Origin of the sequence: Nonomuraea helvata (assembly GCF_039535785.1) — a bacterium.
GTDB lineage: Bacteria > Actinomycetota > Actinomycetes > Streptosporangiales > Streptosporangiaceae > Nonomuraea > Nonomuraea helvata.
In genome coordinates this window covers 2,828,600-2,842,744 of sequence record NZ_BAAAXV010000009.1, presented here as the reverse complement: position 1 = coordinate 2,842,744, position 14,145 = coordinate 2,828,600, and the positions used below count along the sequence as shown (strand labels likewise).

Sequence of the window (14,145 nt, the reverse complement as noted above, 5' to 3'; positions counted from 1 at the left end):
GGCGATGAACGAGCGCATCGACAGGATCGAGTCCCTGCTCGAACAGGCCGGCCCGGACGCGACCGAGCTCGTCGGGGAGCTGCTCGACCTGTACGGCGAGGGCCTGGCACGGGTCATGGCCGTCGCGGGCGAGGAGGCGGCGGCGCGCCTGGCCGCGGACGAGCTGGTCTCGCCGCTGCTCCTGCTGCACGACCTGCACCCGCTGGACACGCGGGCCCGGGTGGAGACGGCGATCGCCGGCAGCTCGGCCGACGTGCTCGCCGTCGAGGACGACCTGGTACGCCTGCGGCTGCGGGCGGGCGGCTGCCGCTCGTCCACGGCCGCCATGCGGCAGGCGGTGCAGGACGCGGCGCCGGAGATCGAACGGGTCGAGATCGAGTTCGAGGACACGGCCCTGATCCCGGTCGAGAGCCTGGCCGTCCGCCGGGCGCCGGCGACATGACCGGTCTGCTGCGCCGGCTCGCCACGCGCTCCCGCGATCAGTCGCATCCGGCGCAGGAGTGCGAGCTGTGCGGCGAGCCGCTGCCCGCCACCCACCGCCACCTGCTCGAACTGCCCAAGCGCGAGCTGCGCTGCGCGTGCCGGGCCTGTCAGGTGCTGTTCGACCACGCGGCAGCCGGCGGCGGGCACTACCGGCTGGTGCCGGAGCGCCGCCGGCGGCTGAGCGGCCTGAGCCTGGACGAGGAGACCTGGGCGGGCCTGCGGACGCCGGTGCGCACGGTGTTCGTGATCCACGACTCGGGCACCGGGCTCCCGGTCCAGTACTACCCGAGCCCGGCCGGGGCGGTGCAGGCGTCCGTCGATCTGACCGCCTGGGAGCGTCTGCTGCGCGACAACCCGGCGCTCCAGGAGCTGGAGCCCGATGTCGAGGCCCTGCTCGCCGACCGCGACCGCGGCGCCTGGATCGTGCCGGTGGACGACTGTTACGCGCTCGTCGGCGCCGTCCGTACGCGGTGGCGCGGTCTGACGGGCGGTCCGGACGTACGCCAGCACATCACCCGATTCTTCACCGACCTCGACGACCGGTGCTCGCCGGTCACCGACAGGAGCACGACATGACCAAGAAGAGCACGATCAAGACGGGCCGGCGCGACGTACGCCCCGACGCCCCCGCCCACGTCAAGGGCGTCCACGAGGGCAACACGAGCGGCAACTACGACAAACAGGACGGACACCTGTCCGACGGCCGCTCCACGGCCAAGCGCTCGACCGGCATCAACGCCGCCAAGCACGACCCGATCGACCCCGACATGCCCAACCTGTCGCCCGCCTGACCCCGACCACCATGCCACCGACATCACCGGCGCTGCGGATCGAGGTGCGCGGCGTCGACGCGACCGAGCCCGCCGTCGCGCCCGCGCTGCGTTTCCTGCTCCGTCTGGAGGCGGACGCGCCGATCCGCGCGCTCACGCTGACCACGCAGATCCGCATCGACGCCACCGGCCGCGGCTACGACGAGCAGGCGCGGGAGCGGCTCGCCGAGCTGTTCGGCCCGCCCGCGGCCTGGGGACGCAACCTGTCCAGCCTGCTGTGGACGCAGACGGTCACGCACGTGCCGGCCTTCACCGGCGCCACCACCGCGCCGGTCACCGTCCCCTGCACCTACGACTTCGACGTGGCCGCGGCCAAGTACCTGCACGGTCTGCCCGACGGCGAGGTGCCGCTGCGGTTCCTGTTCACCGGCACCCTGTTCTACGCGGAAGAAGGGCGCCTGCAGGCCGCCCACCTGCCGTGGGACACGGAGTCGGCCTTCCGCATGCCGGTGGAGGTGTGGAAGGAGCTCATGGACCGCCACTTCCCGCGTACCGCCTGGATCCGGCTGGAGCGCGACACGTTCGACCGCCTGTACGCGCACCGGGTGCGGCACACGCTGCTCGGCTGGGACGACGCGGTGCGGTCGCTGTTGGAGACGAGCGGAGGCTGACCACGCATGGACCATGTCAGGCAGATCGCGCGGGCCGTGCTGTACGAGGGCTACCTGCTGTGGCCGTACCGGGAGTCGGCGCTGAAGAACCGGCACCGCTGGACGATCGGCGGCGTCCACCCCGAGGGATACGGCAGCCCGTCGATGATGCGTACCGAGTGCCTGCTCCAAGCCGGGCCCCGCGACACCGTTGACGTGTGCGTGCGCTTCCTGCACGTCGTGACCCGCAACCCGCCCGGCCAGGAGGCACGGGAGCGCGAGGTGAACGTGCCGGGCCTCGTCCTGGACGAGCTGCTGTCCGGCCCCGTCATCACGAAGCTCGACATTCCGGACGGGCTCCGCCGCGGCCCCGGAGACGTGGCGCGCGGCTGGGAGGCCCTGTGCGGCCGGATCGAGGCGAGCGCGCGGCGGCTGCGGCCGGACCTGTTCCGGATCACGGTCGAGGTGGCCAACACGACGCCCTGGCACGGAGGCACCCGCGACGAGGCCATGCGGCGCACGCTGGTCTCGGCGCACACCGTGCTGCGCGCGCGGGGCGCCCGGTTCGTCTCGCTCATGGACCCGCCCGAGGAGCTGCGGGCGGACGCGGCGGGCTGCGACAACGTCGGCGCCTGGCCGGTGCTCGTCGGGCAGGACACCGTCCTGTCCGCACCGATCATCCTGTACGACAACCCGAAGATCTCGCCGGAGAGCCCCGGGGACCTGTTCGACGCGACCGAGATCGACCAGCTCCTCACGCTGAGCGTGCTCGCGCTCAGCGACGAGGAGCGGCACGAGATCCGTGACGGGGATCCGCGCGCCCGGGAGATCCTCGACCGCTGCGAGTCCCTCACACCCGAGGAGCTGATGCGGCTCCACGGCATCATGCGCAGGACGGAGCCATGAGCGAATTCTGGGACCAGATGGAGAGCCGCGGCCCCGGCGAGGTGGTCGTCGGCGGAGTGCCGGTCGGGCCGGGCAGCAGGGTCCGGCTGCGACCTGGCAACCGGGCCGACATCTTCGACCTCGTGCTCGACGGCCGCGTCGCGGTGGTGGAGAGCGTGGAACAGGACGACGAGGGCGCCTTCCACGTCGCGGTCACGCTCGACGACGACCCCGGGCGCGACCTGGGCGAGGCCCGGCTGCCCGGGCACCGGTTCTTCTACTCCGCCGAGGAGATCGAGCCCCTCGAAAGCCCCGCCCGCGTCCTGGTCGCCGGGATCGGCAACGTGTTCCTGGGCGACGACGGGTTCGGCGTCGAAGTGGTCCGGCGTCTCGCTGAGGAGGCGGCCGTCCCGGGCATGGACGTCGTCGACTTCGGCATCCGCGGCATGGACCTGGCCTACGCCCTGCAACGGGAGTACGCGGGCGTGGTCTTCGTGGACGCGGCGGCGCGCGGCCAGGCTCCCGGCACGCTCACCGTCCTCGAGCCCGAGCTCCCGGACGAGAGCGACACGCTGGTGGAGACGCACGGCATGGACCCGGTCAGGGTCCTGCGGCTGGCCCGGCAGCTCGGCCGGCTCCCCGCCCGGGTGCGGGTCGTCTGCTGCGAGCCGGTCTCGGTCGGGGAGGCGCTGTTCGAGCTGAGCGAGCCCGTACGGGCGATGGTCGGCGAGGCCGCGAGCCTTGTGAAGTCCCTGGTTATGGAAATGATTGCGGAAAGCACCGTTCCGGGCTCCCGCGATCCGGCATCCCGGTGAGGTGATCTGAGATGAGGAAGTCACGCGTGATATCGCTGCTCATGGTCTGCGGGCTGGCGGCGCTGATTGTCCACCAATGGCCGGACATCCGGCGGTACCTGAAGATGGAACGAATGTAGGCAGCATGCATGAGATCGGGATGTGCGAGGGCCTCGTCGAGCTGATCCAGCAGCGGGCGGGGGGCAGGCGGGTCAAGGCCGCCCGGGTACGCGTCGGCGCCCGGCACGCCGTCGTCGGCGACGCCTTCGACCAGGCGTTCACGATGGCTGCGGCCGGCACGGCCGCGCAGGACGCCGAGGTGGAGCTCGTCGTCACGCCGATGACCGTGCGCTGCGAGACCTGCGGCAGCCTCTCCGAATCGGTGGACGCGCTGGCCGTCTGCCCGGTCTGCGGCGGTGACGACGTCGACCTCAGCGGCGGCGAGGAGCTGGTACTGGAGTCCGTCACCTTCGGCGAGGAGGTGCCCGGTGTGTCTCGGCATCCCCGGTGAGCTCGTCGAACGCGTTCCCGAGCACGACGACCTGGCCGTGGTGGACGTCAGCGGCGTGCGCCGGCGCATCAACATCGGCCTGCTCTCCGAGGAGCGGCTCGTGCCGGGCGACTGGGTGCTCGTGCACGTCGGGTTCGCGCTGTCCAAGATCTCCGAGAAGGAGGCGCAGGCCGTGCTCGACTACCTGGAGGGGCTCGGGCAGCCGTACGCGGACGAGCTCGACGCGCTGCGCGCCTCGGACATCACGTGAGATCGGGCGAGGGGGCCTCTGATGCGGTTCGTCGATGAGTTCCGCGACGCGGACCGGGCGCGGGCGCTCGCCGCGCAGATCGCCGCGCGCTGCCGGCCGGGCCGCCGGTACACGTTCATGGAGGTGTGCGGCGGCCACACGCACACCATCTACAAGCACGGCCTGGAGGACCACCTGCCGTCCGAGGTGAACCTCGTGCACGGTCCCGGCTGCCCGGTCTGCGTGATCCCGATGGGCCGGGTGGACGACGCCATCCACATCGCCCGCCAGCCGGGCGTGATCATGACGTCGTTCGGCGACATGATGCGGGTGCCCGGCGGTACGGGCTCGTTCCTGGACGCCAAGGCGGCCGGGGCCGACATCCGGATGGTCTACTCGCCGCTGGACGCGCTCAAGATCGCGCGGGCCAATCCGGACCGGAGAGTCGTGTTCATGGCGATCGGGTTCGAGACCACCGCGCCCTCCACCGCGATGACCGTACTGCGGGCCGCGGAGGAGGGCCTGGCCAACTTCTCCGTCTTCTGCAACCATGTCATGATCATTCCGGCGATCAAGGCCATCCTCGACTCGCCGGACCTGCGACTCGACGGGTTCATCGGCCCCGGCCACGTCTCGGCGGTGATCGGCTGCGAGCCGTACGAGTTCATCGCCCGCGACTACGGCAAGCCGATGGTGGTGGCCGGGTTCGAGCCGCTGGACATCCTGGCCTCCGTGCACATGCTGCTCGGCCAGCTCGCCGAGGGCCGCTGCGAGGTGGAGAACCAGTACGCCCGCGTGGTGCCCTGGCACGGCAACCGCGTCGCGCTGTCGGCCATCGGCCGGGTGATGCGGCTGCGACCGCACTTCGAGTGGCGCGGGCTCGGGTTCATCGCGCACTCCGCCCTCGCCATGGCCGACGAGTACGCCGCCTTCGACGCCGAGCGGATCTTCGACCTGCCCGGCGTGCGCGTGGCCGACCCCAAGTCGTGCCAGTGCGGCGAGGTGCTCAAGGGTGTGCTCAAGCCGTGGGAGTGCAAGGTGTTCGGCACCGCCTGCACGCCGGAGACGCCGATCGGCACCTGCATGGTGTCCTCGGAAGGCGCCTGTGCCGCGTACTACAACTTCGGGCGGTTCAGCCGGGAGCAGATGCGCGCGGCGGCCCGCGAGCCGCTGGCTGAGGAGGCGAGCCGGGCATGAGCCGCGAGCAGCAGGTGCTCGACCGCATCGAGCGGATCCGGCGGCGCAAGCCGGTCATCAGGGAGGAGCTCATCACGCTCGCCCACGGCGCCGGGGGCAAGGCCACGCAGACCCTGATCGAGGCCGTCTTCCTGGAGGCGTTCCGCAACCCGCTGCTCGCCCCCTTGGACGACGGCGCGCTCCTGCGGATCGAGGACGGGCAGCTGGCCTTCACCACCGACTCCTACGTGGTGTCGCCGCTGTTCTTCCCCGGCGGCGACATCGGTGACCTGGCCGTCAACGGCACCGTGAACGACCTGGCCATGTGCGGGGCCAGGCCGGCCCACCTGTCGGCGGGCTTCATCCTGGAGGAGGGCTTCCCCGTCGCCGACCTGCGGCGCATCACCGACTCGATGGCGGCCGCCGCGGCGGCGGCCGAGGTGACGATCGTCACCGGCGACACCAAGGTCGTCCAGCGCGGCAAGGCCGACGGCTGCTACATCACCACGGCCGGAGTCGGGCTCGTCGAGCAGCCGGTCACGCTGTCGGCCGCGCGTGCGCGGCCGGGGGACGCCGTCATCGTGTCGGGCCCGATCGGGGAGCACGGCGCCGCCATCATGCTGGCCAGGGGCGACTTCGACATCGAGGCGCCGATCACGTCCGACACGGCCCCGCTCCACGGGATCGTCTCCGAGCTGCTGAAGGCGCTGCCGCAGCACGTCAGGGCGCTGAGGGACGCCACCCGGGGAGGGGTGGCCACGGTGCTCAACGAGGTGGCCCGCGCGTCGGAGGTGGCCGTCGTGCTGCGGGAGGATCAGATCCCGGTACGGCCCGAGGTCACCGGCGTGTGCGAGCTCCTCGGCCTCGACCCGCTCTACGTGGCCTGCGAGGGCCGCTTCGTGGCGGTGGTGGACGGCGAGCACGCCGGACAGGCACTCGAGACCCTGCGCTCCCACCCGCTGGGCGCCGACGCCGCGATCGTCGGGACCGTCGCCGACGCGCCGGCCGGGCTGGTCCTGCTCCGCACCGCCTTCGGCGGCACCAGGGTGGTGGACGTGCTCGTGGGCGACCCGCTACCCCGCATCTGCTGAGACCAGGACGGCCAGCACGTGGTAGAGCGTCGCCTGCGCCTCCTGGATGCGGTGCACCGACGACGACGGGACGACGAACAGGTGCTCCGCCAGCCGCTCCTCGGCCATGCGCCCGCCTCCCGAGCCGGCGAAACCGATCGTCACCATCCCCTGGCTCCCGGCCTGGGCCAGCCCGCTCAGCACGTTCGCCGAGCCGCCGCTGGTGGACAGCGCGCAGGCGATGTCGCCCGCGCCGCCGAGCGCGGCGAGCTGGCGCGCGAACACCACGTCGAAGCCGATGTCGTTGCCGAGCGCCGTGACCAGCGCCGAATCGCAGGCCAGCGACACCGCGGGCAGCCCGCGCCCGGTGAACAGCGCCGCCACCGACCTCGCGTCCGTGCTGCTGCCGCCGTTGCCGAACGTGAACAGCCGCCCGCCCGCGCGGAACGCGGCGGCCACCGCCGCCGCGCACGCCACCAGCGGCGCCTCCAGCTCGTCGAGCACCCGCCGCCGCAGCTCCAGGCTCTCGAGCGCCTTCTCGGCCGTGGACACCGTCAGGTCGAGCGGGTCACGCCGCAGGAACGGATAGAGCGTCCCGGTCACTGTTCGTCCCTTCCGAGCACGGCGATGGCCTCGCCCGCGTGCACCAGCACAGTGTCGCCGACCCGCACGTCCACGAGCGCCACACTGATCTGCTCAGTCCCGGCGCCGGTGTCGGCCCGTGCCAGCCCCGCGGGCAGCAGGCCGACCACCCGGACCTGTACGGCGACGTCGCCGCAGGTCACGCAGGAGTCACAGGCGTCCTCGGTCATGCGGCGGCCTCCTGGAACACATGGACCAGCTCCCAGAGCAGGTGGTACACCGTGATGTGGATCTCCCGCGCGACCAGCGGATCCTCGCTCCGCGCCGACAGCACGTGATCGGCTTCCCGGCACTCCTCGTTCGCCGTCAGGGCGACGGTCAGCATGCCGAGCGCGCGGGCGGCGGCGAGATCACCGGCAGCGGGCCGAACCCCCACGGCGATGTCCTGGGGCCGTCCCAGTACCGGCAGCAACGAGGGATCGGCGCCCAGGCAGAGCGCGGGCAGCGCGCGCTTGCCCACGATCACCGGGTGCGTGAACTCCACCGCCACGTGCGCCGCGTCCGCGGCCGCCTCGGCCCGGCCGAACGCCAGCAGCCTGCCGCCGCTCCGGAACCGCCCGGACATGTCGGACGCGGCCGCGATGACGGCGCCGACGTCTGCCACCAGCGCCATACCCGCGGCGTCACGGACCCGATCGAGCACTTGCGACATCCCGTCTTCTCGGATGCACGACATCGCCCATTCCACCGCGGGACGGCATGAATGATGGGGTTTTCTCGGCCACCGATTCGGCAAGGTCCCGGCAAGATTCCCCTTGCCGGGACCCTGCCATCGGCTACTCCAGGTGGTCGCTCGGTTTGCCCTGGAACTCGCGGACCTCGATCGGGAGCGTGGTCGCGCGGGCGAGCTTGCGGCCCCATTCGAGCGCCGACTCCAGGTCGGGCGCCTTGATGATGGACAGGCCGCCGACGTGCTCCTTGCCCTCGACGTACGGGCCGTCGGTGACCAGGGGCTCGCCGCCCCCGGGACGCACCACGACGGCCGCCCCCGCATCGTGCAGCCCGCCCGCGAAGACCCAGGCCCCGGCCGCCTTGAGCTCCTCGTCGAACGCCGCAACATCACGCATGATCGGCTCCAGGAGCTCGGGCTGCAGCGGGCCGCCGTCTGGCTGCTGGATGCTGAGCAGGTAGTGCCTCATGTCGCTGTGACCTCCCTTGATGTGGTGGATGATGCCCACTGGGCTTCACCGGCTACACGAACGGCCTCCCGCCGATTCGACAGCGAAGGGAGATCTCACGCCATCCGATTTCCGAGGTCGATGCCCGACAGGTCGGCGCGCGAGGAGACGCCCAGCTTCGGGAAGGCCTTGTACAGGTGGAACCCCACCGTCCGCGGGCTCAGGAACAGCTGGGCGCCGATCTGCCGGTTCGTGGCGCCCGTCGCGGCCAGGCGGACGACCTGGAGCTCCTGAGGGGTCAGCGCGTCGAGCGGTCTCGCCTCGACCCCGAGCTCCGGCATGTCGGCGCGGGCGCCGGTCGCGGCCAGCTCCGTACGGGCCCGTTCGGCCCATGGGGCGGCACCCATGGCGGCGAACCGGCCCATCGCGGCGCGCAGCCGCACTCCGGCGTCGGAGCGGCGGCGCGCCCGCCGCAGCCATTCGCCGTACAGCAGCTCGGTCCTGGCCCGCTCGAACTCGCACCCTCCCCGGGCGTGCCACTCGAGCGCCGCGCCGTAGTGCGTCTCGGCCTCGTCGCGCGGAACGAGCAGGGCGCGGCAGCGATGCGTGACGGCGGCGGCCCACGGCTGTCGGCTGGCCGCCGCCCAGGCGTCGAACCGGGCGAACGCCTCGGAGGCACGCTCCGGCTCCCCCAGCCGGGCGCAGGCCTCGACGTAGCCGGCTATGGCGAAGGTGACGATCACGGTGTGGCCGAGCGGGCCGTCGAGGACCCGCGCCATCCGCCCGGCCACCGCCTCATAGCGGGCACGTACGAGGTCGAGCAGGGTCAGCGCGCAACCGCCCCACCCGGACCCGTGGCGTTCCTGGGCGGCGCCCTCGGCCTGCCGGGCGAGCCGTACGCACGTCTCGTCCTCGCCCTCGACGGCGGCGAGCCACGCCAGGATGCCGTGCAGGTGCCGCAGCCGCCCCACCTGCCCGGTGTCGTGGGCGATCTGCCAGGCCTCGGCCCCCGACTCCGCCGCCTCCGCGTGCCTTCCGCGCAGGATCTGCGCCTGGGTGAGCAGTTGCAGGGCATGCGGCAGCGCGCCGATCAGGCCCTGCTCCCTGCAGGCGGCCACGCGCGCGGCGGCCAGCTCGCCGGCCGCGTCGGCGTCGCCGGTCATCAACGCGCTGAACACCGCGTACGTGCCGGCGACCGGGTCGGCGGCGTCGCGCGGCGAGAGAGCGGCGCGCATGAGCGGCAGGCCCGAGGCCGGGTCGCCGGCCGCCACGCGCTCCATGCCGCGTACCGTTCCCGCCACGGGATCGCCGCCGGGCACGACGGATTCGAGCAGTTCGGCGGCCTGCCGCAGCGCGGCGTGGTCGCCGGCGAACCAGGCCTCGCCGGCGGCGGTCGCGAGCAGGGACGCGGCGTCGGCCGGCGCGGTGCGGGCGATGCCGGCGGCGGCGTCGATCAGCGCCGCCGGCGCCGGGGTGCCGTGCTCGGAGTCGACCGCCGCCCGCACGGCGACCAGCCGGGCCAGCACGACGGGCTCGTCGGTCAGGCGCCGGCCCCGGTCGGCCGCGGCGCCGGCCCGGTCTAGCTGCCCGGCCCCCAGCGCCGCGTCGGCGGCCGCGGCCAGCCGGCGGGCCCGACGCCGCTGATCGACGGTCAGCTGCGCCGCCCGCTCGTACGCGGTGGCGGCCGAGGCATGGCTGCCGCGCTGCCGGGCCCGATCTCCGGCGGCGGCCAGCACGCCGGACGTCTCCTCGTCGGGCCCGACGGCGGCGGCGGACAGGTGCCAGGCCCTGCGGTCGGCCTGCTCGTCGCCGTCGAGCGCGTCGGCCAGCGCGCGATGGGCGGCCACACGCCGGGCGAGGGGCGCCTCGTGATAGGCGGCCGTCTTGACCAGGGGATGGCGGAAGCGCAGCAGTCCGTCGGAGACCGTCACCAGCTGGCGGCGCTCGGCCGGCTCCAGGTCGGGCAGCCCCGCCCCGAAGCCCTCCGCCGCCCGCAGGACGAGCTCCAGGCCGCCGGCGCCCTCGGCCGCGGCGACCAGGAGCAGGAGCTGCGTGCGTTCGGGAAGCTGCCGGATCGCGGCGCGTAACGACTGCTCGAGCCGCCCGGCCAGGGAGAGCCTGGGCGGTTGCAGCGGCAGCGGGGCCAGCTGCCCCGCCCGCTGCTCGGGTGTGAGGACCGCGGCGAACTCCAGCAGAGCGAGCGGGTTCCCCTCGGATTCCTCGATCACGCGGTCCCGGACCTCGGGCACCAGATCGGCGGCCTCGGACTCCGCGAGCAGCGTCTCGCAGTCGGCCCGCGTGAGACCGGTCAGCCTCAGCTCGGGAACGCCGTGGACGGGCGAATCCGTACCGTCGTCGCGGGCGACCAGGATCATGGTGATCCGCTCGGCCTCCAGCCGGCGCGCCGCGAACACCAGCGCGTCCACCGACGCCCGGTCCAGGCACTGCACGTCGTCGACCAGGCAGAGCAGGGGACGCTCCTCGGCGAGGTCGGCGAGCAGGGTCAGCACGGCGAGCCCGACGAGGAAGCGGTCCTGGGCGCCCTCCTCGCTCTCGCCGAACGCGCCGAGCAGCGCCGCCCGCTGCGCCGCGGGAAGGGCGGGGATGAGGTGCCGCGCCGGTCGCAGCAGCAGGTGGAGTGCCGCGAAGGGCAGCTCCGCCTCGGACTCCACGCCGGTGACCCGCAGCACCAGCAGATCGTCCCCCGCCGTACGGGCGGCCTCCGCCAGCAGCGCCGACTTGCCGATCCCGGCCTCGCCGCGCACCAGGACGGCGTTGCCCCGGCCGGTCACCGACTCGGCGATCATCTTCTCGAGGAGGGCGATCTCCGCATTACGCCCGATCATGATGCCCCGACCCTACCTAAGCGGCAGCCGGCGCCCGCGAGCCGCCCGGTCATCGTGACTTATTCACCGGCGAGGCCCGACCCGTACGGTCAGGAGCCATGACGACCGTGACCCTGCACCCGGTGGGCACCGTGATCGGCGGGCGCACCGAGGCGTTCGACGACGACTGGAACACCGAGGAAGCACTGATCCGCCTCGACGGGACGCGCTTCGCACCGGACGCGCTCGCCGGGCTGGACGAGTTCTCGCACCTGGAGGTGGTGTTCCTCTTCCACCTCGTGGACCCGGCTTCCGTGCACACCTCGGCCCGCCGCCCCAGGGGCAATCCGGACTGGCCGCCGGTGGGCATCTTCGCGCAGCGGGCCAAGAACCGGCCGAACCGGCTGGGGGTCTCCCGCTGCCGCCTGCTCGCGGTGGACGGCCTCGACGTGCGCGTACGCGGTCTGGACGCCATCGACGGCAGCCCGGTCCTCGATCTCAAGCCGTACATGGCGGAGTTCGGCCCGCAGGGTGAGACCGCCCAGCCGGCCTGGGCGACCGAGCTGATGCGCACCTACTACTGAGACAAGGGGATCCCGGACATGAACGCAGAGCTTCCGGAGAGCACGGACGTCCTGATCGTCGGCGCGGGCCCGGTGGGCCTGGCCCTGGCCACCGCGCTGGCCCGGCAGGGCGTGCAGGCAGTCCTGGTGGACAAGGCGGCGAGCGGCGCCGACACCTCGCGGGCCTCCGTCGTGCACGCCCGCACCTTGGAGGTGCTGCGCGAGATCGACGTGAGCGACGAACTGGTGTCCCTGGGCGTCACCGTGCCGCGCTTCACCGTACGCGACCGCGACCGGATCCTCCTGACGGTGGGCTTCGACGAGCTGCCGACCGACTTCCCGTACACGCTGCTGGTGCCGCAGGACGTGACCGAGCGGGTGCTGCTGGACCGGCTGCTGGCCGCGGGCGGCACGGTGCACCGCGCGTGCGAGGTCACGGGCGTCGAGCAGAGCTCCACGGGGGTCACCGCCACGACCGCCGACGGCCGGCTGATCCGCGCCTCGTACGTGGTCGGCGCCGACGGCATGCACAGCACGGTACGCGAGCACAGCGGCATCTCCTTCACCGGCGACACCTACGCCCAGTCGTTCGTGCTCGCCGACGTGCGCCTCGACTGGGCGGGAGCCGCCGACGAGGTCTCCCTGTACTTCGCCCCGGCCGGGGTGACCGTCGTCGCCCCGCTGCCGGGCGGCCGCCACCGGATCGTCGCGACGGTCGAGGAGGCCCCCGAGCGCCCGGACATCCCCGACATCCAGGCGCTCCTGGACACCCGCGGCCCGGTCGCCCACCCGGCCACGGTCACCGACCTGGTCTGGAGCTCACGGTTCCGCGTCCACCACCGCCTCGCGGACCGCTATCGGGCAGGCCGGATCTTCCTGGCCGGGGACGCGGCCCACGTCCACAGCCCGGCCGGCGGCCAGGGCATGAACACCGGCATCCAGGACGCGCTCAACCTGGCGGGCAAGCTCACCGCCGTGCTGCGTGACGGCGTCCCGGAGACGGTCCTGGACGCGTACGAGGCCGAGCGCCGCCCGGTCGCCGAGGAGGTCGTCGCCTTCACGCACAAGATGACGAGAATCGCGACGGTGGGCAACGGCCCCCTCCGCTCCCTGCGCAACACGGCCCTGCGCGCCCTGGACTTCATCCCGGCGGTTCACCACACGATGGCGATGAACCTGTCGGAGCTGGCGGTCACCAAGTGACGGGGAGCTCGTAGACGCCGTAGACCGCGCCGTCGTGCTTGAACGGGATCCGGTCCAGGTCCGTCGCCAGGCTCAGGGTGGGGACGCGCCGGTAGAGGGTGCTGTAGGCGACCTGCAGCTCCATCCGGGCCAGGGGCTGGCCGAGGCACTGGTGCACGCCGAAGCCGAAGGCCACGTGGCGGCGGGCGTCGCGGCGGATGTCCAGCTCGTCCGGGTTGTCGGGGAAGACCGAGGGGTCACGGTTGCCGATGTCGTTGGCCATGATGATCCCCTCGCCCGCCCTGATGGTCCGGCCGGCGATCTCGATGTCCTCCAGCGCGACGCGGCGGCGTCCGTTGTGGGTGATGTTGAGGTAGCGCAGCAGCTCCTCCACCGCCCCGGCGACCAGCTTGGGGTCGTCGGTCTCGCGCAGCAGGGCCAGCTGGGCAGGGTGCCGCAGCAGGGCGAGAGTGCCGAGCGCGATCATGTTCGCGGTGGTCTCGTGCCCGGCGATCAGCAGGAGCACGCCCATCTGGGCGGCCTCCTGACGCGTCAGGTCACCGGCCTTCACCCGCTCGGCCACCCGCGACAGCAGGTCGTCGCCCGGCTCGGTGAGCTTCCTGCCCACCAGGTCGTCCAGGTACTGGGCCAGCCGCCCGCCGGCGGCGGCCCGCTCCTCAGGCGCCACGCTGCGCTTGATGATGGTCTTGCTGTTCTCCTGGAAGAAGTCATGATCCGTGTACGGCACGCCGAGCAGCTCGCAGATCACCAGCGAGGGCACCGGCAGCGCGAACGCCTCGACCAGGTCCACCGGCTTCGGCCCTGCCAGCAGGTCGTCGATCATGTCGTCCACGATCTGCTGCACGGCCGGGCGCATGGACTCCACTCGCCTGACGGTGAACGCCGCCTGCACCATGCGGCGCAGCCGCGCGTGCTCGGGGTCGTCCATCAGGATGAAGCTGAGTCCGATGCCGCCGCCGCTTCCAGCGGGAACCGGGATCGGGAAGCCGGGGCGGGTGACGTCGGAGCTGACCCTCCGGTCGGCCAGCAGGGCCCGCTGCTCCGCGTACGTCGTCACCAGCCAGGCCGTGCCACCGCTCTCGGGGATCCGGACCCTGGCCAGCGGCCCTTCCTGCTGGAGGTCGCGCAACTGCGGCGGAGGGTCGAACGGGCACCCGGCCGCCCTGGCCATCGGGAAGTCCGGAAGCTCGGCCGGGCTCAAGGTGTCGGTCATCGCGTGCTCTCTT

The 14,145-nt window shown here is 72.8% G+C and carries 19 protein-coding genes; 13 read left to right on the top strand and 6 right to left on the bottom strand.

The features are described 5' to 3' along the window. Positions 1-4: 4 nt before the first annotated feature. From ABD830_RS46610 to hypE, 11 genes are read left to right on the top strand one after another with little or no spacing between them, the layout of a single operon-like run. Positions 5-442 carry a hypothetical protein gene (locus tag ABD830_RS46610; protein ID WP_345001787.1) on the top strand — a complete coding sequence of 146 codons (438 nt, stop codon included), beginning with the start codon at positions 5-7 and terminating at the stop codon, positions 440-442. Further along, complete coding sequence (locus tag ABD830_RS46605) at positions 439-1,059, top strand: DUF5947 family protein (RefSeq protein WP_345001785.1); 621 nt, start codon at positions 439-441, stop codon at positions 1,057-1,059. Before ABD830_RS46610 ends, ABD830_RS46605 begins: the two co-directional genes overlap by 4 nt. Beyond that, positions 1,056-1,274: a hypothetical protein gene (locus tag ABD830_RS46600; RefSeq protein ID WP_345001783.1), complete on the top strand. Its 219-nt coding sequence runs from the start codon at positions 1,056-1,058 to the stop codon at positions 1,272-1,274. Before ABD830_RS46605 ends, ABD830_RS46600 begins: the two co-directional genes overlap by 4 nt. Positions 1,275-1,285: 11 nt before the next feature. Then, positions 1,286-1,924 (top strand): DUF6084 family protein, encoded by a 639-nt coding sequence (locus ABD830_RS46595; RefSeq protein ID WP_345001780.1) that lies wholly within the window; start codon positions 1,286-1,288, stop codon positions 1,922-1,924. A gap of 6 nt (positions 1,925-1,930) precedes the next feature. Continuing rightward, positions 1,931-2,809: a hypothetical protein gene (locus ABD830_RS46590; RefSeq protein WP_345001778.1), complete on the top strand. Its 879-nt coding sequence runs from the start codon at positions 1,931-1,933 to the stop codon at positions 2,807-2,809. Further along, entirely contained in the window at positions 2,806-3,603 is a 798-nt protein-coding gene (locus ABD830_RS46585; RefSeq protein WP_345001776.1) for a hydrogenase maturation protease, read from the top strand. Before ABD830_RS46590 ends, ABD830_RS46585 begins: the two co-directional genes overlap by 4 nt. A gap of 11 nt (positions 3,604-3,614) precedes the next feature. Beyond that, positions 3,615-3,722, top strand: a complete 108-nt coding sequence (locus ABD830_RS54515) for a DUF6893 family small protein (protein ID WP_378520715.1) — start codon at positions 3,615-3,617, stop codon at positions 3,720-3,722. Positions 3,723-3,727: 5 nt separating this feature from the next. Then, the gene (locus ABD830_RS46580) at positions 3,728-4,093 is read left to right on the top strand and encodes a hydrogenase maturation nickel metallochaperone HypA/HybF (RefSeq protein ID WP_345001773.1); all 366 of its coding nucleotides are present in this window, start codon (positions 3,728-3,730) and stop codon (positions 4,091-4,093) included. Next, entirely contained in the window at positions 4,071-4,343 is a 273-nt protein-coding gene (locus ABD830_RS46575; RefSeq protein ID WP_345001770.1) for a HypC/HybG/HupF family hydrogenase formation chaperone, read from the top strand. Before ABD830_RS46580 ends, ABD830_RS46575 begins: the two co-directional genes overlap by 23 nt. A gap of 21 nt (positions 4,344-4,364) precedes the next feature. Next, positions 4,365-5,519 carry a hydrogenase formation protein HypD gene (gene hypD, locus ABD830_RS46570; RefSeq protein ID WP_345001768.1) on the top strand — a complete coding sequence of 385 codons (1,155 nt, stop codon included), beginning with the start codon at positions 4,365-4,367 and terminating at the stop codon, positions 5,517-5,519. Continuing rightward, positions 5,516-6,589: a hydrogenase expression/formation protein HypE gene (hypE, locus tag ABD830_RS46565; protein WP_345001766.1), complete on the top strand. Its 1,074-nt coding sequence runs from the start codon at positions 5,516-5,518 to the stop codon at positions 6,587-6,589. The genes hypD and hypE overlap by 4 nt, the downstream gene beginning before the upstream one ends. Here the strand turns inward: hypE and ABD830_RS46560 are convergent. The 5 genes from ABD830_RS46560 to ABD830_RS46540 form a co-directional block, all read right to left on the bottom strand. Then, entirely contained in the window at positions 6,572-7,171 is a 600-nt protein-coding gene (locus tag ABD830_RS46560; RefSeq protein ID WP_345001763.1) for a D-sedoheptulose-7-phosphate isomerase, read from the bottom strand. The genes hypE and ABD830_RS46560 overlap by 18 nt on opposite strands. Next, the gene (locus tag ABD830_RS46555; RefSeq protein WP_345001760.1) at positions 7,168-7,380 is read right to left on the bottom strand and encodes a HypC/HybG/HupF family hydrogenase formation chaperone; all 213 of its coding nucleotides are present in this window, start codon (positions 7,378-7,380) and stop codon (positions 7,168-7,170) included. The genes ABD830_RS46560 and ABD830_RS46555 overlap by 4 nt, the downstream gene beginning before the upstream one ends. Continuing rightward, positions 7,377-7,862 (bottom strand): phosphoheptose isomerase, encoded by a 486-nt coding sequence (locus tag ABD830_RS46550; RefSeq protein ID WP_345001757.1) that lies wholly within the window; start codon positions 7,860-7,862, stop codon positions 7,377-7,379. The genes ABD830_RS46555 and ABD830_RS46550 overlap by 4 nt, the downstream gene beginning before the upstream one ends. Before the next feature lie 124 nt (positions 7,863-7,986). After that, the gene (locus tag ABD830_RS46545; protein WP_345001754.1) at positions 7,987-8,349 is read right to left on the bottom strand and encodes a YciI family protein; all 363 of its coding nucleotides are present in this window, start codon (positions 8,347-8,349) and stop codon (positions 7,987-7,989) included. A gap of 95 nt (positions 8,350-8,444) precedes the next feature. Then, entirely contained in the window at positions 8,445-11,174 is a 2,730-nt protein-coding gene (locus ABD830_RS46540; RefSeq protein ID WP_345001752.1) for a helix-turn-helix transcriptional regulator, read from the bottom strand. 98 nt (positions 11,175-11,272) lie between these two features. On the opposite strand from ABD830_RS46540, the gene ABD830_RS46535 reads away from it, so the two are divergent. Further along, the gene (locus ABD830_RS46535) at positions 11,273-11,737 is read left to right on the top strand and encodes an SAM-dependent methyltransferase (protein WP_345001749.1); all 465 of its coding nucleotides are present in this window, start codon (positions 11,273-11,275) and stop codon (positions 11,735-11,737) included. 18 nt (positions 11,738-11,755) lie between these two features. Beyond that, positions 11,756-12,919 carry an FAD-dependent oxidoreductase gene (locus tag ABD830_RS46530; RefSeq protein WP_345001746.1) on the top strand — a complete coding sequence of 388 codons (1,164 nt, stop codon included), beginning with the start codon at positions 11,756-11,758 and terminating at the stop codon, positions 12,917-12,919. Here the strand turns inward: ABD830_RS46530 and ABD830_RS46525 are convergent. Next, a complete protein-coding gene (locus ABD830_RS46525) occupies positions 12,909-14,132 on the bottom strand; it encodes a cytochrome P450 (protein WP_345001744.1) in 1,224 nt (407 codons plus the stop codon). The two genes, ABD830_RS46530 and ABD830_RS46525, sit on opposite strands and share 11 nt — an antisense overlap. Between the last annotated feature and the right edge of the window lie 13 nt (positions 14,133-14,145).

Coding starts and splice junctions, on each gene's coding strand:
- ABD830_RS46555 (WP_345001760.1), bottom strand. CDS start 7,380: ATGACCGAGGACGCCTGTGACTCCTGCGTGACCTGCGGCGACGTCGCC.
- ABD830_RS46610 (WP_345001787.1), top strand. CDS start 5: ATGAACGAGCGCATCGACAGGATCGAGTCCCTGCTCGAACAGGCCGGC.
- ABD830_RS46540 (WP_345001752.1), bottom strand. CDS start 11,174: ATGATCGGGCGTAATGCGGAGATCGCCCTCCTCGAGAAGATGATCGCC.
- ABD830_RS54515 (WP_378520715.1), top strand. CDS start 3,615: ATGAGGAAGTCACGCGTGATATCGCTGCTCATGGTCTGCGGGCTGGCG.
- ABD830_RS46535 (WP_345001749.1), top strand. CDS start 11,273: ATGACGACCGTGACCCTGCACCCGGTGGGCACCGTGATCGGCGGGCGC.
- ABD830_RS46525 (WP_345001744.1), bottom strand. CDS start 14,132: ATGACCGACACCTTGAGCCCGGCCGAGCTTCCGGACTTCCCGATGGCC.
- hypD (WP_345001768.1), top strand. CDS start 4,365: ATGCGGTTCGTCGATGAGTTCCGCGACGCGGACCGGGCGCGGGCGCTC.
- ABD830_RS46550 (WP_345001757.1), bottom strand. CDS start 7,862: ATGTCGCAAGTGCTCGATCGGGTCCGTGACGCCGCGGGTATGGCGCTG.
- ABD830_RS46590 (WP_345001778.1), top strand. CDS start 1,931: ATGGACCATGTCAGGCAGATCGCGCGGGCCGTGCTGTACGAGGGCTAC.
- ABD830_RS46530 (WP_345001746.1), top strand. CDS start 11,756: ATGAACGCAGAGCTTCCGGAGAGCACGGACGTCCTGATCGTCGGCGCG.
- ABD830_RS46545 (WP_345001754.1), bottom strand. CDS start 8,349: ATGAGGCACTACCTGCTCAGCATCCAGCAGCCAGACGGCGGCCCGCTG.
- ABD830_RS46580 (WP_345001773.1), top strand. CDS start 3,728: ATGCATGAGATCGGGATGTGCGAGGGCCTCGTCGAGCTGATCCAGCAG.
- hypE (WP_345001766.1), top strand. CDS start 5,516: ATGAGCCGCGAGCAGCAGGTGCTCGACCGCATCGAGCGGATCCGGCGG.
- ABD830_RS46585 (WP_345001776.1), top strand. CDS start 2,806: ATGAGCGAATTCTGGGACCAGATGGAGAGCCGCGGCCCCGGCGAGGTG.
- ABD830_RS46605 (WP_345001785.1), top strand. CDS start 439: ATGACCGGTCTGCTGCGCCGGCTCGCCACGCGCTCCCGCGATCAGTCG.
- ABD830_RS46595 (WP_345001780.1), top strand. CDS start 1,286: ATGCCACCGACATCACCGGCGCTGCGGATCGAGGTGCGCGGCGTCGAC.
- ABD830_RS46600 (WP_345001783.1), top strand. CDS start 1,056: ATGACCAAGAAGAGCACGATCAAGACGGGCCGGCGCGACGTACGCCCC.